A 21,349-nucleotide genomic window follows, 5' to 3' on the forward strand; every position below is an offset into this window, starting at 1 on the left:
GTTCCGACCCCGGCCACGCGACGTTTCAACCCTTGAGCCGAAGAGGCGAAGAAATGCAAGGTCAGACTATCCGCATCCGGCTGAAGGCCTTCGACTATCGTGTCCTGGACGCCAGCACCTCGGAGATCGTGAATACCGCGCGGCGCACCGGCGCCCGTGTACGGGGTCCGATTCCGCTGCCGAACAAGATCGAGAAATTCACCGTTCTGCGCGGGCCGCATATCGACAAGAAGAGCCGCGAGCAGTTCGAAATCCGGACGCACAAGCGTCTTCTCGACATCGTCGACCCGACGCCGCAGACCGTGGACGCGCTGATGAAGCTCGACCTCGCCGCGGGCGTCGATGTTGAAATCAAGCTCTGAGGGACTGAAGAGATGCGTTCCGGAGTACTAGCCAAGAAGCTGGGCATGACCCGGCTGTTCATGGAGGACGGGAAGCAGATCCCCGTCACCGTTCTTCACATGGAGAACGTTCAGGTCGTGGCGACGCGCACCGGCGAGAAGGACGGCTACAGCGCCGTTCAGCTCGGCGCGGGCGCGGCCAAGGCGAAGCGGACCTCCGCGGCGATGCGCGGTCATTTCGCCGCCGCCAAGGTCGAGCCCAAGCGCAAGCTGGTCGAGTTCCGCGTCTCCCCCGAGAACCTCATCGAGGTCGGCGAGGAGATCACGGCGGACCACTACTTCGCCGGCCAGTTCGTCGATATCGCGGGCACTTCGATCGGCAAGGGCTTCGCGGGCGGCATGAAGCGGCACAACTTCGGCGGCCTGCGGGCCTCGCACGGCGTGTCGATCAGCCATCGCTCGCATGGCTCGACCGGCCAGTGCCAGGATCCGGGCAAGATCTTCAAGGGCAAGAAGATGGCCGGCCACATGGGCGCCGTCCGCGTTACGACGCAGAACCTGCAGGTCGTGCGCACCGACAGCGAACGCGGCCTCATCATGGTCAAGGGCGCGGTCCCGGGCTCGAAGGGCGGCTGGGTCACGATCAAGGACGCGGTCAAGAAGCCGACCCCGGAGAACGTGATCCTGCCCGCGGCGCTGCGTTCGGCGGCGAAGGCGGCGCATGAGGCGGCGATGAAGGCGGCCGAGGAAGCGGCGGCGGCGGAAGCGGCGGCCGAGGCCGAGCGTCTCGCCGAACAGGCCGCGGCCGAGGAAGCGGCGCTCGCCCAGGCCGAGGCCGAGATCAAGTCCGGCGATGTCGGCGGCGAAGGCGAGGGCGGTGGCGACTCCGCGGCGCCCGAGGGGAGCGAAGAGAAATGAAGACCGATGTGATCAAGCTGGACGCGAGCGCGGCCGGGTCGATCGAGCTCGACGACGCGATCTTCGGGCTGACCCCGCGCTCGGACATCCTGCACCGCATGGTGCGCTGGCAGCTCGCGAAGCGCCAGCAGGGCACCCATTCGGTGCTGGGCAAGTCCGAGGTGAGCTATTCGACGAAGAAGATCTACCGCCAGAAGGGCACCGGCGGCGCGCGGCATGGTTCGCGCAAGTCGCCGACCTTCCGGCACGGCGGCACCTACAAGGGGCCGACGCCGCGCAGCCACGCGCATGATCTGACGAAGAAGTTCCGCGCGCTCGGGTTGCGCCACGCGCTCTCGGCCAAGGCCGGCGCGGGCAATCTCGTCGTGATCGACACCGCCGAAGTCGCCGAGGCCAAGACCAAGTCGCTGGCCGCGGCCGTCAGGAACCTGGGCTGGAAGCGTGTCCTCGTCATCGATGGCGCCGAGGTCAACGCGAATTTCGCGCGGGCCGCGCGCAACATCGAGGGGCTGGACGTGCTGCCGAGCATCGGCGCCAATGTCTATGACATCCTGCGCCGCGACACGCTCGTGCTGACGAAGTCCGCCGTCGAAGCGCTGGAGGCGCGTCTGAAATGAGCGTGAAGCCGGAACAGTACGACCTGATCCGCAGGCCCGTCATCACCGAGAAGGCCACCCTGGCCTCCGAGAGCGGCGCCGTGGTCTTCGAGGTCCAGATGAGCGCGACCAAGCCGCAGATCAAGGAAGCGGTGGAGAAGCTCTTCAACGTCAAGGTGAAGGCGGTCAACACCACCGTCACCAAGGGCAAGGTGAAGCGCTTCCGCGGCCGTCCCGGCACGCGGCGCGACGTGAAGAAGGCCTATGTGACGCTGGTCGAGGGAAACAGCATCGACGTCAGCACCGGGCTCTGATAAGGGGGCGCACCCCTCGGATCGCCGAGTCGCATCGCCGCCCTGCCCGGGCGGCGATTGAATTGAACGAGAAGGCCCTCCCTCAAGAGGGCAGGTAGCAACGGAAGACAGCAAGATGGCGTTGAAATCGTACAATCCTACGACGCCGGGCCAGCGCGGGCTGGTTCTGATCGACCGTTCGGAGCTTTGGAAAGGCCGCCCCGTCAAGTCCCTCACCGAGGGTCTGTCGAGCAAGGGCGGACGGAACAACACCGGGCGGATCACGATGCGTCGGCGCGGCGGCGGGGCCAAGCGGCTCTACCGTATCGTGGACTTCAAGCGGCGCAAGTACGACGTGCCCGGCAAGGTCATCCGGATCGAATACGACCCGAACCGGACCGCCTTCATCGCGCTCGTCGGCTATGCCGATGGTGAGCAGGCCTATATCCTCGCCCCGCAGCGCCTCGCGGCGGGCGACACGGTCGTCGCCGCCGCCCGGGCCGACATCAAGCCGGGCAATGCGATGCCCTTCACGGCGATGCCGATCGGCACGATCGTCCACAATGTCGAGCTGAAGCCCGGCAAGGGTGGCCAGATCGCCCGCGCCGCCGGCACCTACGCGCAGTTCGTGGGCCGCGATGGCGGCTACGCGCAGATCCGCCTCTCCTCGGGCGAGCTTCGCCTCGTGCGCCAGGAGTGCATGGCGACGGTCGGCGCGGTTTCGAATCCCGACAATTCGAACCAGAACTTCGGCAAGGCCGGCCGCATGCGCCACTTCGGCCTGCGTCCGAAGGTTCGCGGCGTCGTCATGAACCCGATCGACCACCCGCACGGCGGTGGTGAGGGACGGACCTCCGGCGGCCGTCATCCGGTCACGCCCTGGGGCCGGCCGACGAAGGGCGCGCGCACCCGTTCGAACAAGGCGACCACGAAATTCATCCTGCGCTCGCGCCATCAGAAGAAGAAGCGGTAAGGAGCCATCATGTCACGTTCTGTCTGGAAGGGCCCCTTCGTCGACGCGTTCGTTCTGAAGAAGGCCGAGAAGGCCCGCGAGTCGGGCCGCAACGAAGTCATCAAGATCTGGTCGCGCCGCTCGACGATCCTGCCGCAATTCGTCGGACTGACCTTCGGCGTCTACAACGGCAAGAAGCATATCCCGGTCAATGTCACCGAGGACATGATCGGTCAGAAGTTCGGCGAGTACAGCCCGACCCGTACCTACTACGGTCACGCGGCTGACAAGAAAGCGAAGCGGAAGTAAGCCATGAGCAAGGAAAAGAACCCTCGCCGCGTGGCGGACAACGAAGCGATGGCCGTGAGCCGGATGCTCCGCACCAGCCCGCAGAAGCTCAACCTCGTCGCCGCGATGATCCGCAACAAGCCGGTCGACAAGGCGCTCTCCGACCTCACCTTCTCGAAGAAGCGGGTCGCCGAGGACGTGAAGAAGACGCTGCAGTCCGCGATCGCCAACGCCGAGAACAACCACGGGCTCGACATCGACGAGCTCGTCGTCGCCGAGGCCTGGGTCGGCAAGAACATGGTCCTGAAGCGCGGCCGTCCGCGCGCCCGCGGCCGCTTCGGGCGCATCCTGAAGCCGTTCGCGCAGGTGACGATAAAGGTGCGGCAGGTCAGCGAGGAGACCGCGTAATGGGTCAGAAGATCAATCCGATCGGCCTGCGCCTGCAGGTCAACCGTACCTGGGACAGCCGCTGGTTCGCCGACGGCAAGGAATACGGCAAGCTGCTTCACGAGGACATCGCGATCCGCGATTACATCAAGAAGCATGCCTCCCAGGCCGGCATCAGCCGCATCGTGATCGAGCGCCCGCACCGCAAGTGCCGCGTCTCGATCCACGCCGCGCGTCCCGGCGTCATCATCGGCAAGAAGGGCGCGGATATCGAGACGCTCCGCAAGGCGCTCTCGAAGTTCACCCAGTCCGAGCTGCACCTCAACATCGTCGAGGTCCGCAAGCCCGAGATCGACGCCGCGCTGGTGGCCGAGAACATCGCGCAGCAGCTCGAGCGCCGCGTCTCCTTCCGCCGTGCGATGAAGCGCGCGGTGCAGAACGCGATGCGCATGGGCGCGCTCGGTATCCGGGTGAACGTCGGCGGCCGCCTCGGTGGCGCCGAGATCGCGCGGACCGAATGGTATCGCGAGGGCCGGGTGCCGCTGCACACGCTCCGCGCCGATATCGACTACGCGCTCGCCGAGGCCTCGACCGCCTACGGCATCATCGGGATCAAGGTCTGGATCTTCAAGGGCGAGATCCTCGAGCACGATCCGCAGGCGCGCGACCGTCGTCAGGCCGAGTTGCAGGAAGGCGGCGGCGGCATGCGTCCGCGCGGCCGCGACCGCGACCGCGACGCGCGCTGACCGGGAGATAGAATACGATGCTTTCACCGAAGCGCACCAAGTTCCGCAAGCAGTTCAAGGGCCGCATCCATGGCGATGCCAAGGGCGGCACCGAGATCACCTTCGGCCATTACGGCCTGAAGGCGACCGAGCCGGAACGCATCACCGCGCGTCAGATCGAGGCGGCCCGCCGCGCGCTGACCCGCCACATGAAGCGCCAGGGCCGCGTCTGGATCCGCATCTTCCCCGACGTGCCGGTCACGAAGAAGCCGACCGAGGTCCGCATGGGCAAGGGCAAGGGTTCGGTTGAGTTCTGGGCCGCCAAGGTCAAGCCCGGCCGGATCATGTTCGAGATCGAGGGCGTGAACGAGGAGGTCGCCAAGGAGGCGCTCCGCCTCGCCGCGATGAAACTCCCGATCAAGTGCCGGTTCGTGAGCCGCGAAGACTGGTAAGGCGGGCGAATTCGCCCAATCCTGCTCCATTCCGAGACAATGCCCGCCGATGGTTTCGGCGGGCATTGTCCGTTTCTCGCGCCGCTTTCTGACGCCTCTCGACAACGGGTGGCCCGCCGGCGGCGCAGCTACATCGCGTCGCGTTGGAAGAGGCCCCCCTGCCGTGCGACACTGCGAGTATAGATCGAAGATCGGAGGGGTTGGAGATGTCGTTTCGCCGAGTAATTTACGTTGGAATTATGGCCGCTCTGCTCGGATGTTCTGGCGCTGATGACGGAACGGCTTCCTGGGTTGGAGACGAGTCCAGCCTGTCGCGAGCCGTCTTCAGTGTGAACTGACCGAGAACCTGTAGCGGCCGGCAGCGGCTCGGCGAAACGATCGGGATTGGGAGGGCTGCCGGGGCAGCCGAGCTAGACGCCGCCCCCGCCCCCGCCGTCGGAGCAGGAGCTCGAACCGCCACCGTCGCAATGGGCGGCCGATGTTGCGACGAACGCGGTGGCGGCGATGGCGCCGGTCGAGGGATCGTCGTTCGACCCGGGGCGGGACGTGGCACCGCGACGTTCCGCGAGGGCGCGGCGGAGCGTGAGCACGCCGATGATCGCCACGGCCAGCAGGGGCAGCGCGGCGCCGATAATGATCGCTAGAATGGTGAATGGGGGCATGGGCGACCCTCCGGTTCATGGTCCCGCGACTCTCTAGCACGCATTTTCGCCGGATGGGATAGGGGGTTCTCTGCCCGAACTGCCACTTCGCCGGTTGCATTCCCGCGCCGTTGCGCGTAAACGGCCCGCTCACCATGAACTCCGCCAGAATCAGGGTGACCCGTTTCGGGGGCCCTCTGGCGATGTTGAAAGGATAGACTCATGGCCATCAAGGCGGCCGATCTCCGGGCGAAGACGCCCGACCAGCTGCGTGATCAGCTGGCGGCGCTGAAGAAGGAGTCCTTCAACCTGCGTTTCCAGCGGGCGACCGGACAGCTCGAGAACACCGGGCGGATGCTGACCGTCCGCCGCGACGCCGCGCGCGTCAAGACGATCCTCAACGAGAAGGCCGCCGCCGCGGCTGGTTCCGATCAGAAGGCGGAGGCCTGACATGCCCAAGCGTATTCTCCAGGGTACCGTGACGAGCGACAAGAACGACCAGACGGTCACCGTCCTGATCGAGCGCCGCTTCACCCACCCGGTGATGAAGAAGACCGTGCGGATGTCGAAGAAGTATCGCGCGCACGACCCGAACAACCAGTTCAAGGTCGGGGATACCGTCCGCATCCAGGAATGCGCGCCGATTTCCAAGACCAAGCGCTGGGAAGTGCTTGCCGGGGACGTCCAGGCCGAGGCCTGAGGCGTTCCTCGCATTTGTCGAAACCGCGGGACCCGTTCCCGCAGGTCGGGAGTAACGACTAATGATCCAGATGCAGACCAATCTGGATGTCGCTGACAACTCCGGCGCCCGCCGGGTTCAGTGCATCAAGGTTCTGGGCGGATCCAAGCGGAAGTACGCCTCCGTCGGCGACATCATCGTGGTGTCGGTGAAGGAGGCTATTCCGCGTGGCCGTGTGAAGAAGGGCGATGTCCGCAAGGCCGTCGTCGTGCGCACCGCCAAGGAAGTCCGCCGCGAGGATGGCACCGCCATCCGTTTCGACCGCAACGCCGCGGTGATCCTCAACAACCAGAACGAGCCGATCGGCACCCGTATCTTCGGTCCGGTCGTGCGCGAACTGCGTTCGAAGAATTTCATGAAGATCATCTCGCTCGCGCCGGAGGTGCTCTAGATGGCCGCGAAACTCCGCAAGGGCGACAAGGTCGTCGTGCTCGCCGGCAAGGACAAGGGCAAGCAGGGTGAGATCACCCGCGTGATGCCGAAGGACAACAAGGCCGTGGTCGAGGGCGTCAACATCGCCATCCGCCACCAGCGCCAGTCGCAGTCCAGCCAGGGCGGCCGCCTGCCGGTCGCGATGCCGATCGACCTCTCGAACCTCGCGCTCGTCGATGCGAACGGCAAGGCGACCCGCGTCGGCTTCCGCGTCGAGGGCGACCAGAAGGTGCGCTTCGCCAAGACCACCGGGGAGGCGATCTGATGCTCGACGCTACCGATTACACGCCGCGCCTCGAGACGCTCTACCGCGACAAGATCCGGGCGGCGCTCAAGGAAGAGTTCTCCTACAAGAACGACATGCAGATCCCGCGGCTCGACAAGGTCGTCCTCAACATGGGCGTCGGCGAGGCCGTGTCGGATTCCAAGAAGATCCGTTCAGCCGAGGCCGATCTCGCGCTGATCGCCGGCCAGAAGCCGATCATCACCAAGGCCAAGAAGTCGATCGCCGGCTTCAAGGTCCGCGAGGAGATGCCGCTCGGCATCAAGGTCACGCTGCGCCGCGACCGGATGTACGAGTTCCTCGACCGGCTGATCACCATCGCGATGCCGCGCATCCGCGACTTCCGCGGGGTCAACCCCAAGAGCTTCGATGGCCGCGGCAACTACGCCATGGGCCTGAAGGAGCATATCGTGTTCCCGGAGATCAACTTCGACAAGATCGACCAGGTCTGGGGCATGGATATTGTCATCTGCACCACCGCGAAGACCGACGCGGAGGCGAAGGCGCTGTTGAAGCAGTTCAACATGCCCTTCACGGCGTGACGCGGGGGAAAGGTTAGAGATGGCTAAAGTCAGCATGATCAACCGCCAGAAGAAGCGTGAGGCTCTTGTGGCGAAATACGCGGAGAAGCGCGCCGAACTGAAGTCGGTCGCCCGCGACGAGTCCCGCCCGATGGAAGAGCGTTTCAAGGCGCAGCTTCGCCTCGCGAAACTGCCGCGCAACTCCTCGGCCACCCGCCTGCACAACCGGTGCGAGGTCACTGGCCGTCCGAAGGCGTATTACCGCAAGCTCCGGATGTCGCGTATCGCGCTCCGCGACTTCGCCTCGCGCGGGCAGATCCCGGGCATGGTCAAGTCGAGCTGGTAAGGGGGAACGGATATGTCGATGAATGATCCCCTGGGCGATATGCTCACCCGCATCCGCAACGCCTCGATGCGCGGCAAGTCCACCGTCCGCACGCCCGCCTCGAAGATCCGCCGCTGGGTTCTCGACGTGCTGAAGGACGAGGGCTACATCCGCGGCTACGCGGACGTGACCTCCGCCAACGGACTGCCCGAGCTCGAAGTGTCGCTGAAGTACTTCGACGGCGCCCCGGCGATCCGCGAGCTTCGCCGCGTGTCCAAGCCCGGCCGTCGCGTCTATTCGGGCGTGAGCGACATCCCGCAGGTCCGCCAGGGCCTCGGCGTCGCCATCGTCTCGACCCCGAAGGGCGTGATGACCGACGCGCATGCGCGCACCGCCAATGTCGGCGGTGAAGTGCTCTGCACGGTGTTCTGAGGAGAGGGCAATGTCTCGTATTGGCAAGAAACCGGTCGAGCTGCCCGGTGGCGTGACCGCCGCCGTCTCCGGCCAGACCGTCTCGGTGAAGGGGCCGAAGGGCACCCGCGAATTCACCGCGACCGACGATGTGACCATCGCCGTCGAGGACAACGCCGTGAAGGTGACGCCGCGCGGCACCTCGAAGCGCGCGCGCCAGCAGTGGGGCATGTCCCGCACGCAGGTCGCGAACCTCGTTGATGGCGTGACCAAGGGCTTCAAGAAGGAAATGGACATCACCGGCGTGGGCTACCGCGCCGCCGTCCAGGGCAAGGTCCTGAAGCTCTCGCTCGGCTACAGCCATGACGTCGATTTCGCGATTCCGGAGGGCGTGACCATCACGACCCCGAAGCCGACCGAGATCATCGTCGAGGGCATCGACCAGCAGGTCGTGGGCCAGGTGGCGGCGAACATCCGCGAATGGCGCAAGCCCGAGCCCTACAAGGGCAAGGGCATCAAGTACCGCGGCGAGTTCATCTTCCGCAAGGAAGGCAAGAAGAAGTAAGGAGCGCTCATCATGGCGAACAGCAAGAGAGAGTTGTTCCAGAAGCGCCGCCTGCGCGTCCGGAACAAGCTGCGGGGACTGGCCAACGGCCGTCCGCGTCTCAGCGTCCATCGGTCCTCGAAGAACATCTCCGTCCAGCTCATCGACGACGTTCAGGGGCGCACCCTGGCCGCCGCCTCGACGCTCGACAAGGATCTGGGTCTCAAGGGCAAGAACAACGTCGAAGCCGCCGCGAAGATCGGCACCGCGATCGCCGAGCGTGCCAAGGCCGCCGGTGTCGAGGAGGTCTATTTCGATCGTGGCGGGTTCCTCTTTCACGGGAAGGTCAAGGCGCTCGCCGACGCCGCCCGTGAAGGCGGCCTGAAGTTCTGAGGGAGACGAGAATGGCAAGGGAAGATAAACGCCGGGATCGCCGCGACCGCGACGAGAACCCGGAATTCGCCGATCGTCTCGTGGCGATCAACCGTGTGTCGAAGACCGTGAAGGGCGGCAAGCGCTTCGGTTTCGCGGCGCTCGTCGTCGTCGGTGACCAGAAGGGCCGTGTCGGCTACGGCAAGGGCAAGGCCCGGGAGGTTCCCGAGGCGATCCGCAAGGCGACCGAGCAGGCGAAGCGCCAGATGATCCGCGTGCCGCTCCGCGAGGGCCGGACGCTGCACCACGACATGGCCGGCCGTCACGGCGCGGGGCGCGTCGTCATGCGCGCCGCTCCCGCCGGTACCGGCATCATCGCGGGCGGTCCGATGCGCGCGGTCTTCGAGATGCTCGGCGTCCATGACGTCGTCTCGAAGTCGCTGGGCAGCCAGAACCCCTACAACATGATCCGGGCGACGATCGACGGGCTGCAGAGCCAGACGAGCCCGCGTCAGGTCGCGCAGCGTCGGGGCAAGAAGGTCGCGGACATCCTGCCGCGCACCGATGCGCCGACCGAGGCGCCCGCCGAGCAGCCGGCCGAAGCCGCGCCCGCCGAGGCGTGAGGAGAGGGACAATGGCAACCATCGTCGTCAAGCAGATCGCCTCGCCGATCCGCCGCCCCAAGGTCCAGCGCGCGACGCTGATCGGCCTCGGCCTCAACAAGCTCAACCGCACCCGCGAACTGCCGGACACCCCGGCGACCCGCGGCATGGTGGCGAGCATCCCGCATCTCGTCACGATCGTCGAAGAGCGCGCCTGAGGCGTTGGCTCCACGAGCGGAGAATGCGCGACGCCCCGGTCTCTGGCCGGGGCGTTTGCTTTTGTGCGCGGCTATGCTCCCGCACGCTGACCGTTCTTTCCTCGCACGAAAAGAACTGCGTAGATGCTCGGGCCGGTCCGGGCTGAAGGGGCCGGTGTCCCGTGTTGTCCGGCGCGGGCTCGGATCGCCAATGCGCCGGTGTGGAGATGAATATGGCGGAAAAGCCCAAGATAGTTCTGGTGCATGGTTTCTGGGGAGGAGCCGCCCATTGGTCGAAGGTGATCCTCGGACTGACCGCGATGGGATACGAGGATCTCCACGCGGTCGAGAACCCGCTGACCTCTCTGGCCGATGACGCGGAGCGGACGCGCAAGATGGTTCGGCAACTCGAAGGGCCGGTCGTGCTCGTGGGGCATTCCTATGGCGGGGCGGTCATCACCGAGATGGGCGATCTCCCGAACGTCAAGGCGCTGGTCTATGTGGCGGCCTTCGCGCCCGACGCGGGCGAGAGTCCGGGGGGCATCTCGCAGGCCAAGCCCCCGGCTGCCTTCGCAAACATCGCGCCGGACAGCGACGGCTATCTCTGGATTGCCCAGGACAAGTTCCGCGAGAGCTTCTGTCAGGACCTCGGCGAGGATGAGGCCCGCGTCATGGCGGTGACGCAGAAGGCGCCGCCGGGCGGGACCTTCGGGGATGCGATCACGGCGCCCGCCTGGCGGGCCAAGCCCTGCTGGTATCAGATCTCGTCCGAGGATCGCATGATCCATCCCGAAAATCAGGAGATGATGTCCGCGCGGATGTCGCCGGAGAAGGTGATCACACTCTCCGCCAGCCATGCGTCGCTTGCCTCCTGCCCGGACGACGTGTGCGCGCTGATCGACGCGGCTTGCCAGGCGTAAGGGCGGACCCGAACGGGGCCCGTCCGGCGCGCGGCGAAGCCCCGTCCACGTCGCCCGCGTGCTCCGGAACGGAGGCGACTGACTTTCTTCCCGCGGAAGACCGAAACACGCGCTCGACTGACAGCACGCTTGTCGTGAGAGGGGCGCTACAAGCAAGGCGAGCGGCGTGACCTTCGCGCCGCCGCCCCCGCCCGCGGATGGTCCTGTTGAAGCTCACACCTCGTCGAGGAAGGTCACCTGGCCCTCGTGGAGGTCATAGACGGCCCCGACCACCTTTAAGCGGCCCTGGTCCAGTCCTTCGCGGATGATCGGGCTCTGCTCTGTCACGTGGGCGACGACGCGCCGCACATTGGCGGTGACCGCGTTCGCGATCGGATCGCCCTCCAGCTCCTGCGCCGCCAGGACGGCCGGTACGATCGGCTCCACCATGTCGCCGATGTGGCCCGGGAAGGTGGCGTCGTTGGCGACGACCTCCATCGCCGCCTGGACCGCGCCGCAGCGTTCGTGTCCCAGCACGACGACGAGCGGCACGCCGAGGGGGCCGACCGCGTATTCGACCGAGCCGAGCGCCGCCGTGTCGACGGTGTTCCCGGCCACCCGGATGATGAAGAGCTCGCCAAGGCCGCGGCCGAACAGGAGTTCCGGCGGGACGCGGGAATCGGAACAGCCGACGAGCACGGCGAAGGGGGCCTGCCCCTCGGCGATCTCCATGCGGCGCGCGCGGGTGTCAGCGCCGCGATAGGGCGCGTCGGTGACGTAGTTCGCATTGCCCTCGCGGAGCAGGGCGAGCGCCTCGTCGGCGGTCAGATGCGTGGTCACGGCATGCGCGGCGGTCTCTTCCGCCCGCGCGGCCCCGGCGGAGGCGGCCGCCAGTCCCGCCAGCGATCCAAGCGCCCCCCGGCGCGTCGTCACGAGCTTTCCCGTCATGAGTTTCGACATCTCGCCCCCCCTTGGTTCCGCCGGGGCACGATCGCGGGACGAGTCGCCGATTACGCGCGCGCCCACCGACTCGATGTTCGTAATACGATAAACCCGGGACCGGCGACGGGCAAGGAAGATGGGCAACGCGTCGGTCCGCGAACGGGGCGTCGATCGCGGCTTGCCTCCGCGCGGTGGTCGCGTCGCGTCAGGTGTCGGGTGGAGCCACGGGCGTAGGGAACTCGCCCGGCTGGCTCTGCCCTCAGGCGGTGCCACTGCGCGCCGGGGGTGCTCCCGGCCCGGCCGCGCGTAGCCGGAGCTGAGGGCCCCGCCGATCGGCGGGGCCCTTCTGCTAGAGGATCAGGCTCACCGCGATCACCATCGGAAGCGACACGAGGGACGCGAGCGATGTGACGACGGTCAGCGTTTTCAGGGCGCCGGTCGTGGACAGGCCGAGCAGCGCCTTGAACATCCAGAAGAAGTTGCTGTTGACCTGCACCGCGAAGAGCGAACCCGACGCGATGGCGAGCCCCATGACCACCGGCGATACCGAAAGCTGCGGCAGGAGCGGTCCGACGATGCCGGCCGCGGTCAGCGCGGCGACCGAAACCGATCCGATGGCGAGGTGCAGGGTCGCGGCGATGAACCAGGCCAGCAGCAGGCTCAGCAGCACCGGGCCGCCCGCTTCGGCCGAGAACAGCCCGCCCAGTGTGTCAGCCATTCCGGAGACGGAAATGACTTCGCCGAGCGAGCCGCCGACGCCGGTGATGAGAAGGATCTCGCCGCTGGTGCGGAACCCTTCGGAGAGCGCCGTGGCGGTGCGCTCGACCCCGATCGACCGCCGCGCCAGAATGTAGGCGAGGATGAGGCCGACGAAGAGCGCGAAGGTGGCATTGCCGATGAACTCGATGAAGCTGTTCTCGATACCTGCCAGGCTGGCGAAGGCGCCGAAGGCGATCATCAGCAGGGGTACCAGGATCGGCGCCACCGAGACGCCGAGCGTCGGCACGTCGGCATCGTGTTCCACGTCGATCTCGCGGTCGTGGGCTTCCATCTCCTTCATGGACTCGTCCACGTCCTCGTCGGTCGCAGGCTTCCAGTAGCCGAAACGCAGCAGGAGCTGGAAGAGCAGCGTGGTGATGAGCGCCGTCGAGAGGCCGATGGCGAAGCCCCAGAACAGCCAGGCCCCGAGGGTCACGTTGACCTGCCCCGCGATCAGGATCACCGCGAGCCCAGGCACCACGAAGACATAGCCCGAGAAGATCCCGGTACCGATGGCGCCCGCGAGCAGTGGCAGGCCGCGCGGCCCGAGATGCGGCGCGGCCGAGCGCGCGACCGGCGAGGCGAGCACGACCTGCACGTCGACATAGATCGACGGAAAGATCGTCGACATCGCCCCGGCCATGGCATAGGGCAGCCGCTTCGGCCCGACCGCCGAGACAAGCGCCGAGACCATCCGCTTGAACGCTCCGGTGGCGTGGAGCAGCGAGCCGATGACGACGCCGAAGCCGATCAGGAGCCCGACCTTGGCCATGATCTCGCCGAAGCCGAGCGTGATCGCGCCCAGCGTTTCGGTGAAACCGACCCCGCTCGCGAGCCCGAGGTAGAGCGAACCCAGCACCAGAGAGATGACCGGATCGACCTTGTACCGGATGATGAGTCCGATGACGATGACGATCGCGATCGCGGTATGCAAGACAACCATGGCATTCCCCCGCTTTCACTTTTTGCGGGCAGCATAGTCCCGCCCAGACGAGATCGTCATCGGCAAAAGTGGTTCCGTGGAAGAAACTTGGCGCGCGACGACGGCGCCAGCCGCGCGGCGCTCCCGGCATCGAGTTGCGCGGGGTCTTGTGCGACGGACATATCCCGTGTATGTGCCCGCACTCCCCGATGGGGGGCTCAAGAGTGCAACGCCGTGTCCGCCCGCATTCGTCGCTCGTGGGGCGCGTCCGGCCAGAGGAGAAGCGACATGAAACTGAACGAACTGCGAGACAATCCCGGCGCCGCCCGCTCCAAGAAGCGCGTCGCCCGCGGTCCCGGCTCCGGCAAGGGCAAGACCGCCGGCCGCGGCATCAAGGGTCAGAAGTCCCGCTCGGGCGTGGCGATCAACGCCTACGAGGGCGGCCAGATGCCGCTCTACATGCGCCTGCCGAAGCGTGGCTTCAACAAGCCGAACGTGGCGCGCTACGCGGTCATCAACCTCGGCATCCTGCAGAAGTTCGTCGAGGCCGGCAAGATCGACGCGGGCCAGGCCGTGACCGAGGAAACGCTGGTGGCTTCCGGCATCGTCCGCCGCCGCCTCGACGGTGTGCGGCTCCTCGCCAAGGGCGAAGTGACCTCGGCCATCAACCTCACCGTCACCGGCGCCTCCAAGGCCGCCGTCGAGGCGATCGAGAAGGCCGGCGGCTCGGTCACGGTGACCGGCGCGACGGCGGCTCCGGCGCAGGAATAAGGCTTGTGGCCGCCGCGGCGGCTGCGTAAATCAGTGCTGTTTTCGCGCCGTCGGGTGCCCGGAAACGGGTCCGGCGGCGCATCCATGAAGGGGGCCTCGCATGGCATCGGCAGCGGAACAGATGGCCGCCAACCTCAGTTGGGGCACGTTCGGCAAGGCGAAGGATCTGCAAAGCCGCATCCTCTTCGCCATCGGACTTCTGATCGTCTACAGGTTCGGCACCTACATCCCCGTTCCCGGCATCGACGCGAGCCAGCTCCAGAGCTTCTTCGAGCAGCAGAGCGCCGGACTGGGCGGAATGCTCAACATGTTCACCGGCGGCGCGGTGTCGCGCATGGCGATCTTCTCGCTCGGGATCATGCCCTATATCTCGGCATCGATCATCGTCCAGCTTCTGACCTCGATGATGCCCTCGCTCGCGGCGCTGAAGAAGGAAGGCGAGGCGGGGCGCAAGAAGATCAACCAGTACACCCGCTACGGCACGGTGCTGCTCGCCACCTTCCAGGCCTACGGGCTCGCGATCGGGCTCGAGACCCAGGGGCTCGCGACCAATCCGGGCTGGTTCTTCCGCTTCGAGGTGATGATCACGCTGGTCGGCGGCACGATGTTCCTGATGTGGCTCGGCGAGCAGATCACCGCGCGGGGCATCGGCAACGGCATCTCGCTCATCATCTTCACCGGCATCGTGGCGGAGCTTCCGGCCGCGCTGGCGCAGTTCTTCACACAGGGCCGCACCGGCGCGCTCAGCCCCGCGGTCATCATCGGGATGATGGTGATGGCGGTGGCGGTCATCGCCTTCGTGGTCTTCATGGAGCGCGCGCTTCGCAAGATCCACATCCAGTATCCCAAGCGCCAGGTCGGCATGAAGGTCTATGGCGGCGAAAGCTCCAACCTGCCGATCAAGGTGAACCCGGCGGGCGTCATTCCCGCGATCTTCGCCTCGTCGCTCCTGCTCCTGCCCGCGACGATCACCACCTTCGCGGGGACGACTGGCGGCGGGGGCTGGCTGAGCTACGTCGCGGCCTACATGGGGCATGGCCAGCCGCTCTATCTCATCGTCTTCGCCGGGCTGATCGTGTTCTTCAGCTATTTCTACACCGCGAATGTCGCGTTCAAATCAGACGACGTGGCGGAGAACCTGAAGAAGCAGGGCGGTTTCATTCCGGGCATCCGGCCGGGGCAGCAGACCATCGACCGGCTCGACTATATCGTCACCCGGGTCCTGGTGATCGGTTCGGCCTATCTGGCCGCGGTCTGCATGCTGCCCGAGATTCTGATCTCCCGGTTCTCGCTGCCGTTCTACTTCGGAGGCACTTCCCTCCTGATCGTTGTTTCGGTAACCATGGACACGATCACTCAGATACAGTCCCACATGCTCGCGCACCAATACGAAGGGCTGATCGAGAAATCGCGACTCCGAGGGAAGGGACGAGGAAAACCGAGACGATGAACATCATTCTGCTAGGCCCGCCCGGCGCGGGCAAGGGAACCCAGGCGCGGCGGCTCGTGGAAGAGCACGGCATGGTTCAGCTCTCCACCGGGGACATGCTCAGGGCGGCCAAGACGTCCGGCACCGAGATGGGGAACAAGGTCGCCGAGGTGATGGCACGGGGCGATCTCGTCACCGATGACATCGTGATCGGCCTGATCTCCGAACAACTCGACGGCGAGGCCGGCCAGCACGGGCTCATCTTCGACGGTTTCCCGCGCACGCTCGCCCAGGCGGACGCGCTCGGCAAGCTGCTCGACGAGAAGGGCAAGACGCTCGACTCCGTCGTCGAGATGAAGGTCGATGACGACGCGCTGGTGGACCGGATTTCCGGGCGCTTCACCTGCTCGAAATGCGGCGAGGTCTATCACGACACGACCAAGCCCACGGCCAAGGAAGGCGTCTGCGACGTCTGCGGCTCGACCGAGTTCACGCGCCGGGCGGATGACAACCCCGACTCGGTCCGCGTGCGGCTCATGGCCTACTACCGCTCGACCGCGCCGCTGATCGGCTACTATCATGCCAAGGGCAAGCTCGTGAGCGTCGATGGTCTTGGCGAGATCGATACGGTCGCGGCCGACATCAAGCAGGGCCTCGGCCTCTGACGCCAGGGTCTCCGAGGGGGCCACGCTTTTCCCGATGCCGCCGGTTCCGCCGGCGGCATCGTCATTTCCGACAGGGTGTGCGTGGCCTCACCCTGATGAGGGCGAGGCCGGGCGTATCCCGTCGCCTGGCGAAGCGCCGGCACGGCGCCTTGAAACCGGCCGCCCGGATGGCCATCTCAGCGCCGCAACATATTCCTTGACAAACGCCCCGAACCGCCCTTGACGCCGGTTTAGGGATTTCTATACTCCGCGCTCTCTCGAAAGAGAGTCGTTCCCCTACCTTTCACCTCGGGGGACGCGGGATGCTTGGCCCAGGGATGAGGGTATCGGAGCCCGCCGTCGGGATCGGTGGGCTATGACTTTTGGTTAGGGGCAGGCTGACGGCCCGACGGATGAACGGAGCACGACCTTGGCGCGCATAGCTGGCGTTAACATTCCCACGAACAAGCGGGTGCAGATCGCACTCACCTATATCACCGGTATCGGCAACTCGACCGCGAAACAGATGTGCGAGGCGCTGGAGATCGCCGACAATCGTCGCGTGAACGATCTGAGCGATGCTGAAGTGCTGAAGATCCGCGAGTACATCGACGCGAATCTGATGGTCGAGGGGGACCTTCGGCGCGAGACCTCGATGAACATCAAGCGGCTGATGGACCTCGGCTGCTATCGCGGCCTGCGGCATCGCCGTGGTCTCCCGGTGCGCGGTCAGCGGACCCACACCAACGCACGCACGCGCAAGGGCCCCGCGAAGGCCATCGCCGGCAAGAAGAAGTAAGGAGGCCGGACCATGGCTCGCGAAAAGGCGCGTCTGAAGCGCAAGGAACGCAAGAACATCTCGACCGGCGTCTGCCACGTCAACGCCAGCTTCAACAACACGAAGATCCTGATCGCCGACGCGCAGGGCAACGCCATCGCGTGGTCCTCCGCCGGTACGATGGGCTTCAAGGGCTCGCGCAAGTCGACCCCCTATGCCGCGCAGATGGCGGCCGAGGATGCCGGCAAGAAGGCGCAGGAGCACGGCGTTCGGACCCTCGAGGTCGAAGTTCAGGGCCCGGGCTCGGGCCGTGAGAGCGCGTTGCGCGCCCTCTCCGCGGTCGGCTTCCAGATCACCGCGATCCGCGACGTGACGCCGATCGCGCATAACGGCTGCCGTCCGCCGAAGCGCCGCCGCGTCTGACGGGTTTGTCCGTTCGGGCCGCCGCCTTTCGGGGCGCGCGGCCCCATTTTGCGTTTACCTCGGGCGTTCGCTGGCTAACGGGATCGGCCGGCGGACAGGAATGGAGGATAGAGCATGCTGATCCACAAGAACTGGCAGGAGCTGATTCGGCCGGCCGCGCTCGAGATCAAGGTCGGCGCGGACCCGCTCCGGACCGCCACCGCCGTCGCCGAGCCGCTGGAGCGGGGCTTCGGCCTCACGCTCGGCAATGCGCTGCGCCGCGTGCTCCTCTCCTCGCTCCAGGGCGCTGCGATCACCAGCGTCCAGATCGATGGCGTGCTGCATGAATTCTCGTCGGTGCCGGGCGTCCGCGAGGACGTGACCGACATCGTGCTGAACCTGAAGGGCGTGGCGATCAAGATGGAGGTCGAAGGGCCGAAGCGGGTCGAGATCCGCGCGACCGGTCCGGGCGTCGTCACCGCCGGCGACATCCAAGTCACGAACGGCATCGACGTTCTGAACCGCGACCATGTGATCTGCCACCTCGACGATGGCGCCTCGGTCTTCATGGAACTGACCGTGGAGCAGGGCAAGGCCTATGTTCCCGCCGACAAGAACCGGCCCGAGGACGCGCCGATCGGGCTCATCTCGATCGACGCGCTGTTCTCGCCGATCAAAAAGGTGAGCTACAAGGTCGAGCCGACCCGCGAGGGTCAGGTGCTGGACTATGACAAGCTGACCCTCAACGTCGAGACCGACGGCTCGGTGAAGCCCGAGGATGCGATCGCCTATGCCGCGCGCATCCTGCAGGATCAGCTCTCGGTTTTCGTCAACTTCGAGGAGCCGACCGCCGGCACCCGGACCGACGAGGCGGACGATCTCGAGTTCAACCCGCTGCTCCTGAAGAAGGTGGACGAGCTCGAACTGTCGGTCCGCTCGGCGAACTGCCTGAAGAACGACAACATCGTCTATATCGGCGACCTGATCCAGAAGACCGAGGCGGAAATGCTCCGCACTCCGAACTTCGGCCGCAAGTCGCTGAACGAGATCAAGGAGGTCCTGACCACGATGGGCCTGCATCTCGGCATGGAGATCGTCGACTGGCCGCCGGAGAACATCGAGGATCTGGCGAAGAAGTTCGAGGACCAGTTCTGAGGCGGGGCGGGCCGATACCCGCCCCTCGCCACCACCATCCCGGGCAATTCCGCCCCAAGGAGGCGGTCCCACGCAGGGCCGCCGGACAAAGCACAACGGAACGACAAGGAAGAACGACATGCGTCACGGCCACGGCTACCGCAAGCTGAACCGCACCCACGAACACCGCAAGGCGATGTTCGCGAACATGGTCTCCTCGCTCATCGAGCATGAGCAGATCAAGACCACGCTCCCGAAGGCGAAGGAGCTGAAGCGGATCGCGGACCGGATCATCACGCTCGGCAAGCGCGGCGACCTGAACTCCCGTCGCATCGCCGCCGCCGAAATCCGGCAGGACGCGGCGGTCGCGAAGCTCTTCGAAACGCTCGCGCCCCGCTACAAGGACCGCAACGGCGGCTATACCCGCGTCCTGAAGGCCGGATTCCGCTATGGCGACGCCGCGCCGATGGCGATCATCGAGCTCGTGGACCGCGATCCGGCCGCGAAGGGCGCCGCCGACAAGGCCCGCGTCGCGGCCGAGGAAGCCGCCGAGGCCTGAGCCCGGCTGCCCGGAATTTTCGGGGGCCGTCCTTCGGGGCGGCCCTTTCGCATTCGGGGCTATGAGAGGGCCCGGTACATCACCAGTGCGTCGACATAGCCGAGGCGGGGGTGGCGGAAGGCGCCGGGCAGCCGGCCGACCGTGTCGAAGCCCATTTGCTCCCAGAGCCGGATCGCGCCCACGTTCGTGGCGACGACGAAATTGAACTGCATCGTCCGGAAGCCGCGTTCCCCCGCCTTTTCGAGCGAATGCGCGCACATCTCCCGTGCGACGCCCTGGCCGCGCGCCGCCTCGCCGGTCACGTAGCCGCAGTTGCAGACATGCGCCCCGCCGCCCGACTGGTTGGCACGCAGATAATAGGTGCCGAGGATCGTCCCGGCGCGCTCCGCGACGAAGCTGTCGCGATCGGGGCCGAGCCAGTAGTCGAGCGCCTCGGTTTCGGCGATGTCGGAGGGTATCGTATAGGTCTCGCCGCCCCGGATCATCGGCTCGAGGATGGCCCAGACGGCGGCGCGGTCGCGGGGCTCGGCCGGGCGGATCGTGAGGGGGGGAAGGGTCATGGCATTGTTCCGCGGTCGTTGCCTTCGCACCTGCGCATAGTCGGCGCCGGCGGGCAAGCCGGGGTTCCCTCGCCACCCGCGCCGGCCTAAGGAGGGCATCATGGCCGATCTCTTCGAAGACCTTCCGCCCGCGCCGAAGCCCCGCCGTGCCGCGCGGGCCGCGGAACGCGCGCGGACGGATGATGCGGCGGGCGATGCGGGCGGCGATCCGGGGAGCGAGCCGGGGCCGCGGCGGGAGGGTCCGCGTCCGCTGGCCGACCGGCTGCGGCCCACCGCGCTCCCGGAGGTGGTCGGGCAGGACCATCTGATCGGCCCCGGCGCGCCGCTCACGCGGATGCTCGAGGAAGACAGGCTCGGCTCCATCGTCTTCTGGGGGCCGCCCGGCGTCGGAAAGACCACGATCGCCCGGCTGCTCGCCGATGCGACGGATCTCTCGTTCCAGCAGGTCAGCGCGATCTTCACCGGCGTGGCCGACTTGCGGAAGATCTTCGAAGCCGCCCGCATCCGCCATGGCAATGGTCGGGGCACGCTGCTTTTCGTCGACGAGATCCACCGGTTCAATCGGGCGCAGCAGGACGCCTTCCTGCCGCTGATGGAAGACGGGACCATCGTCCTCGTCGGCGCGACGACCGAGAACCCGTCCTTCGAACTCAACGCCGCGCTCCTGTCGCGCGCGCGGGTGCTGACGCTGCGGGGGTTGAGCCCTGAAGCGCTGGGACAACTCGCCTCCCGTGCCGAGGAGATGCTCGGCCACCCTCTGCCGCTCACACCCGAGGCGCGGAATCAGCTCCTCGAGATGAGCGATGGCGACGGGCGCGCGCTTCTCAACATGATCGAGCAGATCGCCGGCGAAGGCCAGCCGCTCGATCCGAAGGAACTCGGGGAGCGGCTGAGCCGCCGGGCGTTGCGTTTCGACAAGTCGGGGGACGAGCACTACAACCTCATTTCCGCGCTGCACAAGTCGGTGCGCGGCTCCGACCCGGACGCGGCGCTCTACTGGCTCGCGCGGATGCTGAAGGGGGGCGAGGACCCGCGGTTCCTGGCACGGCGGATCACGCGGATGGCGGTCGAGGATATCGGCCTCGCCGATCCGGCGGCGCAACGGCTCTGCCTCGACGCCTGGAACACGTACGAGCGACTTGGGTCTCCGGAGGGCGAACTCGCGCTCGCCGAGGCGGTCATCTATCTCGCGCTCGCTCCGAAGTCGAACGCGGCCTACACCGCCCACAAATCCGCCATGGCGCTCGCCGAGAAGACCGGGTCGCTGATGCCGCCGAAGCATATCCTGAACGCGCCGACCCGGCTCATGAAGGACGAGGGCTACGGCGCCGGCTACGTCTATGACCACGACCTCGAATCCGGGTTTTCCGGCCAGTCCTATTTTCCGGAGGAGATGGAACGCGCCGCCCTTTACCGGCCCGCCGGCGCCGGGGTGGAGGAAAGATTGCGAAAGAGGCTGGATTTTCTCTCCGGAGAACGCGAAAAGAGTACTCGTTCTAGCGATGGTTGATCGCGCGTGGGGGGAGTTCCG

General features: G+C 66.5%; 33 protein-coding genes. 29 read left to right on the top strand and 4 right to left on the bottom strand.

The window, feature by feature from the left end; genetic code table 11:
• The first annotated feature begins 53 nt into the window (after positions 1 to 53).
• The 9 genes from rpsJ to rplP all read left to right on the top strand — a co-directional run bounded on the left by rpsJ (position 54) and on the right by rplP (position 4,952).
• Complete coding sequence (gene rpsJ / locus ACLJK8_RS07765) at positions 54 to 362, top strand: 30S ribosomal protein S10 (RefSeq protein WP_413149714.1); 309 nt, start codon at positions 54 to 56, stop codon at positions 360 to 362.
• Positions 363 to 374: 12 nt separating this feature from the next.
• The gene (rplC, locus tag ACLJK8_RS07770; protein WP_413149564.1) at positions 375 to 1,259 is read left to right on the top strand and encodes a 50S ribosomal protein L3; all 885 of its coding nucleotides are present in this window, start codon (positions 375 to 377) and stop codon (positions 1,257 to 1,259) included.
• On the top strand, positions 1,256 to 1,876 hold the full coding sequence (gene rplD / locus ACLJK8_RS07775) for a 50S ribosomal protein L4 (protein ID WP_413149565.1): 621 nt from the start codon (positions 1,256 to 1,258) through the stop codon (positions 1,874 to 1,876). The genes rplC and rplD overlap by 4 nt, the downstream gene beginning before the upstream one ends.
• A complete protein-coding gene (locus ACLJK8_RS07780; RefSeq protein WP_413149566.1) occupies positions 1,873 to 2,169 on the top strand; it encodes a 50S ribosomal protein L23 in 297 nt (98 codons plus the stop codon). Before rplD ends, ACLJK8_RS07780 begins: the two co-directional genes overlap by 4 nt.
• Before the next feature lie 115 nt (positions 2,170 to 2,284).
• A complete protein-coding gene (gene rplB / locus ACLJK8_RS07785) occupies positions 2,285 to 3,121 on the top strand; it encodes a 50S ribosomal protein L2 (RefSeq protein ID WP_413149567.1) in 837 nt (278 codons plus the stop codon).
• A 9-nt stretch (positions 3,122 to 3,130) separates the two neighbouring features.
• Positions 3,131 to 3,409 carry a 30S ribosomal protein S19 gene (rpsS, locus tag ACLJK8_RS07790; protein ID WP_413149568.1) on the top strand — a complete coding sequence of 93 codons (279 nt, stop codon included), beginning with the start codon at positions 3,131 to 3,133 and terminating at the stop codon, positions 3,407 to 3,409.
• 3 nt (positions 3,410 to 3,412) lie between these two features.
• The gene (gene rplV / locus ACLJK8_RS07795) at positions 3,413 to 3,796 is read left to right on the top strand and encodes a 50S ribosomal protein L22 (protein ID WP_413149569.1); all 384 of its coding nucleotides are present in this window, start codon (positions 3,413 to 3,415) and stop codon (positions 3,794 to 3,796) included.
• Entirely contained in the window at positions 3,796 to 4,521 is a 726-nt protein-coding gene (rpsC, locus tag ACLJK8_RS07800) for a 30S ribosomal protein S3 (RefSeq protein WP_413149570.1), read from the top strand. The genes rplV and rpsC overlap by 1 nt, the downstream gene beginning before the upstream one ends.
• A 17-nt stretch (positions 4,522 to 4,538) precedes the next feature.
• Entirely contained in the window at positions 4,539 to 4,952 is a 414-nt protein-coding gene (gene rplP / locus ACLJK8_RS07805; protein WP_413149571.1) for a 50S ribosomal protein L16, read from the top strand.
• A 410-nt stretch (positions 4,953 to 5,362) separates the two neighbouring features.
• Here the strand turns inward: rplP and ACLJK8_RS07810 are convergent, their stop codons facing one another.
• Positions 5,363 to 5,614 carry a hypothetical protein gene (locus ACLJK8_RS07810; protein ID WP_413149572.1) on the bottom strand — a complete coding sequence of 84 codons (252 nt, stop codon included), beginning with the start codon at positions 5,612 to 5,614 and terminating at the stop codon, positions 5,363 to 5,365.
• Between the two features lie 201 nt (positions 5,615 to 5,815).
• On the opposite strand from ACLJK8_RS07810, the gene rpmC reads away from it, so the two are divergent.
• The 12 genes from rpmC to ACLJK8_RS07870 all read left to right on the top strand — a co-directional run bounded on the left by rpmC (position 5,816) and on the right by ACLJK8_RS07870 (position 10,939).
• Positions 5,816 to 6,043, top strand: coding sequence for a 50S ribosomal protein L29 (gene rpmC, locus ACLJK8_RS07815; protein WP_413149573.1), 228 nt, complete (start codon positions 5,816 to 5,818; stop codon positions 6,041 to 6,043).
• 1 nt (position 6,044) lies between these two features.
• Positions 6,045 to 6,293: a 30S ribosomal protein S17 gene (gene rpsQ / locus ACLJK8_RS07820; protein ID WP_413149575.1), complete on the top strand. Its 249-nt coding sequence runs from the start codon at positions 6,045 to 6,047 to the stop codon at positions 6,291 to 6,293.
• 61 nt (positions 6,294 to 6,354) lie between these two features.
• Positions 6,355 to 6,723 carry a 50S ribosomal protein L14 gene (rplN, locus tag ACLJK8_RS07825; protein ID WP_413149576.1) on the top strand — a complete coding sequence of 123 codons (369 nt, stop codon included), beginning with the start codon at positions 6,355 to 6,357 and terminating at the stop codon, positions 6,721 to 6,723.
• A complete protein-coding gene (gene rplX, locus ACLJK8_RS07830) occupies positions 6,724 to 7,029 on the top strand; it encodes a 50S ribosomal protein L24 (RefSeq protein ID WP_413149577.1) in 306 nt (101 codons plus the stop codon).
• On the top strand, positions 7,029 to 7,589 hold the full coding sequence (rplE, locus tag ACLJK8_RS07835; RefSeq protein ID WP_413149579.1) for a 50S ribosomal protein L5: 561 nt from the start codon (positions 7,029 to 7,031) through the stop codon (positions 7,587 to 7,589). The genes rplX and rplE overlap by 1 nt, the downstream gene beginning before the upstream one ends.
• Positions 7,590 to 7,608: 19 nt before the next feature.
• On the top strand, positions 7,609 to 7,914 hold the full coding sequence (rpsN, locus tag ACLJK8_RS07840; RefSeq protein WP_413149580.1) for a 30S ribosomal protein S14: 306 nt from the start codon (positions 7,609 to 7,611) through the stop codon (positions 7,912 to 7,914).
• A 12-nt stretch (positions 7,915 to 7,926) separates the two neighbouring features.
• The gene (rpsH, locus tag ACLJK8_RS07845) at positions 7,927 to 8,325 is read left to right on the top strand and encodes a 30S ribosomal protein S8 (RefSeq protein WP_413149581.1); all 399 of its coding nucleotides are present in this window, start codon (positions 7,927 to 7,929) and stop codon (positions 8,323 to 8,325) included.
• 10 nt (positions 8,326 to 8,335) lie between these two features.
• Complete coding sequence (rplF, locus tag ACLJK8_RS07850) at positions 8,336 to 8,869, top strand: 50S ribosomal protein L6 (protein WP_413149582.1); 534 nt, start codon at positions 8,336 to 8,338, stop codon at positions 8,867 to 8,869.
• Positions 8,870 to 8,881: 12 nt separating this feature from the next.
• Positions 8,882 to 9,241 (top strand): 50S ribosomal protein L18, encoded by a 360-nt coding sequence (gene rplR, locus ACLJK8_RS07855; RefSeq protein ID WP_413149583.1) that lies wholly within the window; start codon positions 8,882 to 8,884, stop codon positions 9,239 to 9,241.
• Between the two features lie 11 nt (positions 9,242 to 9,252).
• Positions 9,253 to 9,843, top strand: a complete 591-nt coding sequence (gene rpsE, locus ACLJK8_RS07860) for a 30S ribosomal protein S5 (protein WP_413149584.1) — start codon at positions 9,253 to 9,255, stop codon at positions 9,841 to 9,843.
• A gap of 11 nt (positions 9,844 to 9,854) precedes the next feature.
• On the top strand, positions 9,855 to 10,040 hold the full coding sequence (rpmD, locus tag ACLJK8_RS07865) for a 50S ribosomal protein L30 (protein WP_413149585.1): 186 nt from the start codon (positions 9,855 to 9,857) through the stop codon (positions 10,038 to 10,040).
• Positions 10,041 to 10,252: 212 nt separating this feature from the next.
• Entirely contained in the window at positions 10,253 to 10,939 is a 687-nt protein-coding gene (locus ACLJK8_RS07870) for an alpha/beta hydrolase (protein ID WP_413149586.1), read from the top strand.
• A 213-nt stretch (positions 10,940 to 11,152) separates the two neighbouring features.
• On the opposite strand, the gene ACLJK8_RS07875 is transcribed toward ACLJK8_RS07870, so the two are convergent.
• On the bottom strand, positions 11,153 to 11,878 hold the full coding sequence (locus tag ACLJK8_RS07875; RefSeq protein ID WP_413149587.1) for a carbonic anhydrase: 726 nt from the start codon (positions 11,876 to 11,878) through the stop codon (positions 11,153 to 11,155).
• Positions 11,879 to 12,209: 331 nt separating this feature from the next.
• Positions 12,210 to 13,562, bottom strand: a complete 1,353-nt coding sequence (locus ACLJK8_RS07880) for a GntP family permease (RefSeq protein WP_413149588.1) — start codon at positions 13,560 to 13,562, stop codon at positions 12,210 to 12,212.
• Positions 13,563 to 13,829: 267 nt separating this feature from the next.
• On the opposite strand from ACLJK8_RS07880, the gene rplO reads away from it, so the two are divergent.
• From rplO to rplQ, 7 genes are all read left to right on the top strand, one after another.
• On the top strand, positions 13,830 to 14,312 hold the full coding sequence (gene rplO, locus ACLJK8_RS07885; protein ID WP_413149589.1) for a 50S ribosomal protein L15: 483 nt from the start codon (positions 13,830 to 13,832) through the stop codon (positions 14,310 to 14,312).
• 100 nt (positions 14,313 to 14,412) lie between these two features.
• Positions 14,413 to 15,762: a preprotein translocase subunit SecY gene (gene secY / locus ACLJK8_RS07890; RefSeq protein ID WP_413149590.1), complete on the top strand. Its 1,350-nt coding sequence runs from the start codon at positions 14,413 to 14,415 to the stop codon at positions 15,760 to 15,762.
• Entirely contained in the window at positions 15,759 to 16,406 is a 648-nt protein-coding gene (locus tag ACLJK8_RS07895) for an adenylate kinase (protein ID WP_413149591.1), read from the top strand. The genes secY and ACLJK8_RS07895 overlap by 4 nt, the downstream gene beginning before the upstream one ends.
• Positions 16,407 to 16,815: 409 nt before the next feature.
• Positions 16,816 to 17,184: a 30S ribosomal protein S13 gene (gene rpsM / locus ACLJK8_RS07900; RefSeq protein ID WP_413149593.1), complete on the top strand. Its 369-nt coding sequence runs from the start codon at positions 16,816 to 16,818 to the stop codon at positions 17,182 to 17,184.
• A gap of 12 nt (positions 17,185 to 17,196) precedes the next feature.
• Positions 17,197 to 17,586 carry a 30S ribosomal protein S11 gene (rpsK, locus tag ACLJK8_RS07905; RefSeq protein ID WP_140454286.1) on the top strand — a complete coding sequence of 130 codons (390 nt, stop codon included), beginning with the start codon at positions 17,197 to 17,199 and terminating at the stop codon, positions 17,584 to 17,586.
• A 117-nt stretch (positions 17,587 to 17,703) separates the two neighbouring features.
• On the top strand, positions 17,704 to 18,720 hold the full coding sequence (locus ACLJK8_RS07910; protein WP_413149715.1) for a DNA-directed RNA polymerase subunit alpha: 1,017 nt from the start codon (positions 17,704 to 17,706) through the stop codon (positions 18,718 to 18,720).
• Positions 18,721 to 18,838: 118 nt separating this feature from the next.
• Positions 18,839 to 19,258, top strand: a complete 420-nt coding sequence (rplQ, locus tag ACLJK8_RS07915; RefSeq protein ID WP_413149594.1) for a 50S ribosomal protein L17 — start codon at positions 18,839 to 18,841, stop codon at positions 19,256 to 19,258.
• A gap of 59 nt (positions 19,259 to 19,317) precedes the next feature.
• On the opposite strand, the gene ACLJK8_RS07920 is transcribed toward rplQ, so the two are convergent.
• A complete protein-coding gene (locus ACLJK8_RS07920) occupies positions 19,318 to 19,818 on the bottom strand; it encodes an N-acetyltransferase family protein (protein ID WP_413149595.1) in 501 nt (166 codons plus the stop codon).
• Between the two features lie 100 nt (positions 19,819 to 19,918).
• Between ACLJK8_RS07920 and ACLJK8_RS07925 the strand changes: the two genes are divergently transcribed.
• On the top strand, positions 19,919 to 21,328 hold the full coding sequence (locus ACLJK8_RS07925; protein WP_413149596.1) for a replication-associated recombination protein A: 1,410 nt from the start codon (positions 19,919 to 19,921) through the stop codon (positions 21,326 to 21,328).
• Positions 21,329 to 21,349: the final 21 nt, after the last annotated feature.

Origin of the sequence: Amaricoccus sp. W119, from assembly GCF_047275745.1 — a bacterium.
In the GTDB taxonomy this organism is placed as follows: Bacteria; Pseudomonadota; Alphaproteobacteria; order Rhodobacterales; family Rhodobacteraceae; genus Amaricoccus.

Excerpts from the sequence above, each read along its gene's own strand:
- rpsK (WP_140454286.1), top strand. The coding sequence starts at position 17,197 with ATGGCTCGCGAAAAGGCGCGTCTGAAGCGCAAGGAACGCAAGAACATC.
- rplN (WP_413149576.1), top strand. The coding sequence starts at position 6,355 with ATGATCCAGATGCAGACCAATCTGGATGTCGCTGACAACTCCGGCGCC.
- ACLJK8_RS07920 (WP_413149595.1), bottom strand. The coding sequence starts at position 19,818 with ATGACCCTTCCCCCCCTCACGATCCGCCCGGCCGAGCCCCGCGACCGC.
- rplR (WP_413149583.1), top strand. The coding sequence starts at position 8,882 with ATGGCGAACAGCAAGAGAGAGTTGTTCCAGAAGCGCCGCCTGCGCGTC.
- rplQ (WP_413149594.1), top strand. The coding sequence starts at position 18,839 with ATGCGTCACGGCCACGGCTACCGCAAGCTGAACCGCACCCACGAACAC.
- rplF (WP_413149582.1), top strand. The coding sequence starts at position 8,336 with ATGTCTCGTATTGGCAAGAAACCGGTCGAGCTGCCCGGTGGCGTGACC.
- rpsQ (WP_413149575.1), top strand. The coding sequence starts at position 6,045 with ATGCCCAAGCGTATTCTCCAGGGTACCGTGACGAGCGACAAGAACGAC.
- rpsS (WP_413149568.1), top strand. The coding sequence starts at position 3,131 with ATGTCACGTTCTGTCTGGAAGGGCCCCTTCGTCGACGCGTTCGTTCTG.
- rplO (WP_413149589.1), top strand. The coding sequence starts at position 13,830 with ATGAAACTGAACGAACTGCGAGACAATCCCGGCGCCGCCCGCTCCAAG.
- ACLJK8_RS07870 (WP_413149586.1), top strand. The coding sequence starts at position 10,253 with ATGGCGGAAAAGCCCAAGATAGTTCTGGTGCATGGTTTCTGGGGAGGA.
- rpsE (WP_413149584.1), top strand. The coding sequence starts at position 9,253 with ATGGCAAGGGAAGATAAACGCCGGGATCGCCGCGACCGCGACGAGAAC.
- rplX (WP_413149577.1), top strand. The coding sequence starts at position 6,724 with ATGGCCGCGAAACTCCGCAAGGGCGACAAGGTCGTCGTGCTCGCCGGC.
- rpsH (WP_413149581.1), top strand. The coding sequence starts at position 7,927 with ATGTCGATGAATGATCCCCTGGGCGATATGCTCACCCGCATCCGCAAC.
- rplB (WP_413149567.1), top strand. The coding sequence starts at position 2,285 with ATGGCGTTGAAATCGTACAATCCTACGACGCCGGGCCAGCGCGGGCTG.
- rplD (WP_413149565.1), top strand. The coding sequence starts at position 1,256 with ATGAAGACCGATGTGATCAAGCTGGACGCGAGCGCGGCCGGGTCGATC.
- ACLJK8_RS07780 (WP_413149566.1), top strand. The coding sequence starts at position 1,873 with ATGAGCGTGAAGCCGGAACAGTACGACCTGATCCGCAGGCCCGTCATC.
- secY (WP_413149590.1), top strand. The coding sequence starts at position 14,413 with ATGGCATCGGCAGCGGAACAGATGGCCGCCAACCTCAGTTGGGGCACG.
- rplC (WP_413149564.1), top strand. The coding sequence starts at position 375 with ATGCGTTCCGGAGTACTAGCCAAGAAGCTGGGCATGACCCGGCTGTTC.
- rpsC (WP_413149570.1), top strand. The coding sequence starts at position 3,796 with ATGGGTCAGAAGATCAATCCGATCGGCCTGCGCCTGCAGGTCAACCGT.
- rpmD (WP_413149585.1), top strand. The coding sequence starts at position 9,855 with ATGGCAACCATCGTCGTCAAGCAGATCGCCTCGCCGATCCGCCGCCCC.
- rpsJ (WP_413149714.1), top strand. The coding sequence starts at position 54 with ATGCAAGGTCAGACTATCCGCATCCGGCTGAAGGCCTTCGACTATCGT.
- rplE (WP_413149579.1), top strand. The coding sequence starts at position 7,029 with ATGCTCGACGCTACCGATTACACGCCGCGCCTCGAGACGCTCTACCGC.
- ACLJK8_RS07880 (WP_413149588.1), bottom strand. The coding sequence starts at position 13,562 with ATGGTTGTCTTGCATACCGCGATCGCGATCGTCATCGTCATCGGACTC.
- rplP (WP_413149571.1), top strand. The coding sequence starts at position 4,539 with ATGCTTTCACCGAAGCGCACCAAGTTCCGCAAGCAGTTCAAGGGCCGC.
- rplV (WP_413149569.1), top strand. The coding sequence starts at position 3,413 with ATGAGCAAGGAAAAGAACCCTCGCCGCGTGGCGGACAACGAAGCGATG.
- ACLJK8_RS07925 (WP_413149596.1), top strand. The coding sequence starts at position 19,919 with ATGGCCGATCTCTTCGAAGACCTTCCGCCCGCGCCGAAGCCCCGCCGT.
- ACLJK8_RS07810 (WP_413149572.1), bottom strand. The coding sequence starts at position 5,614 with ATGCCCCCATTCACCATTCTAGCGATCATTATCGGCGCCGCGCTGCCC.
- rpsN (WP_413149580.1), top strand. The coding sequence starts at position 7,609 with ATGGCTAAAGTCAGCATGATCAACCGCCAGAAGAAGCGTGAGGCTCTT.
- ACLJK8_RS07875 (WP_413149587.1), bottom strand. The coding sequence starts at position 11,878 with ATGTCGAAACTCATGACGGGAAAGCTCGTGACGACGCGCCGGGGGGCG.
- ACLJK8_RS07895 (WP_413149591.1), top strand. The coding sequence starts at position 15,759 with ATGAACATCATTCTGCTAGGCCCGCCCGGCGCGGGCAAGGGAACCCAG.
- rpmC (WP_413149573.1), top strand. The coding sequence starts at position 5,816 with ATGGCCATCAAGGCGGCCGATCTCCGGGCGAAGACGCCCGACCAGCTG.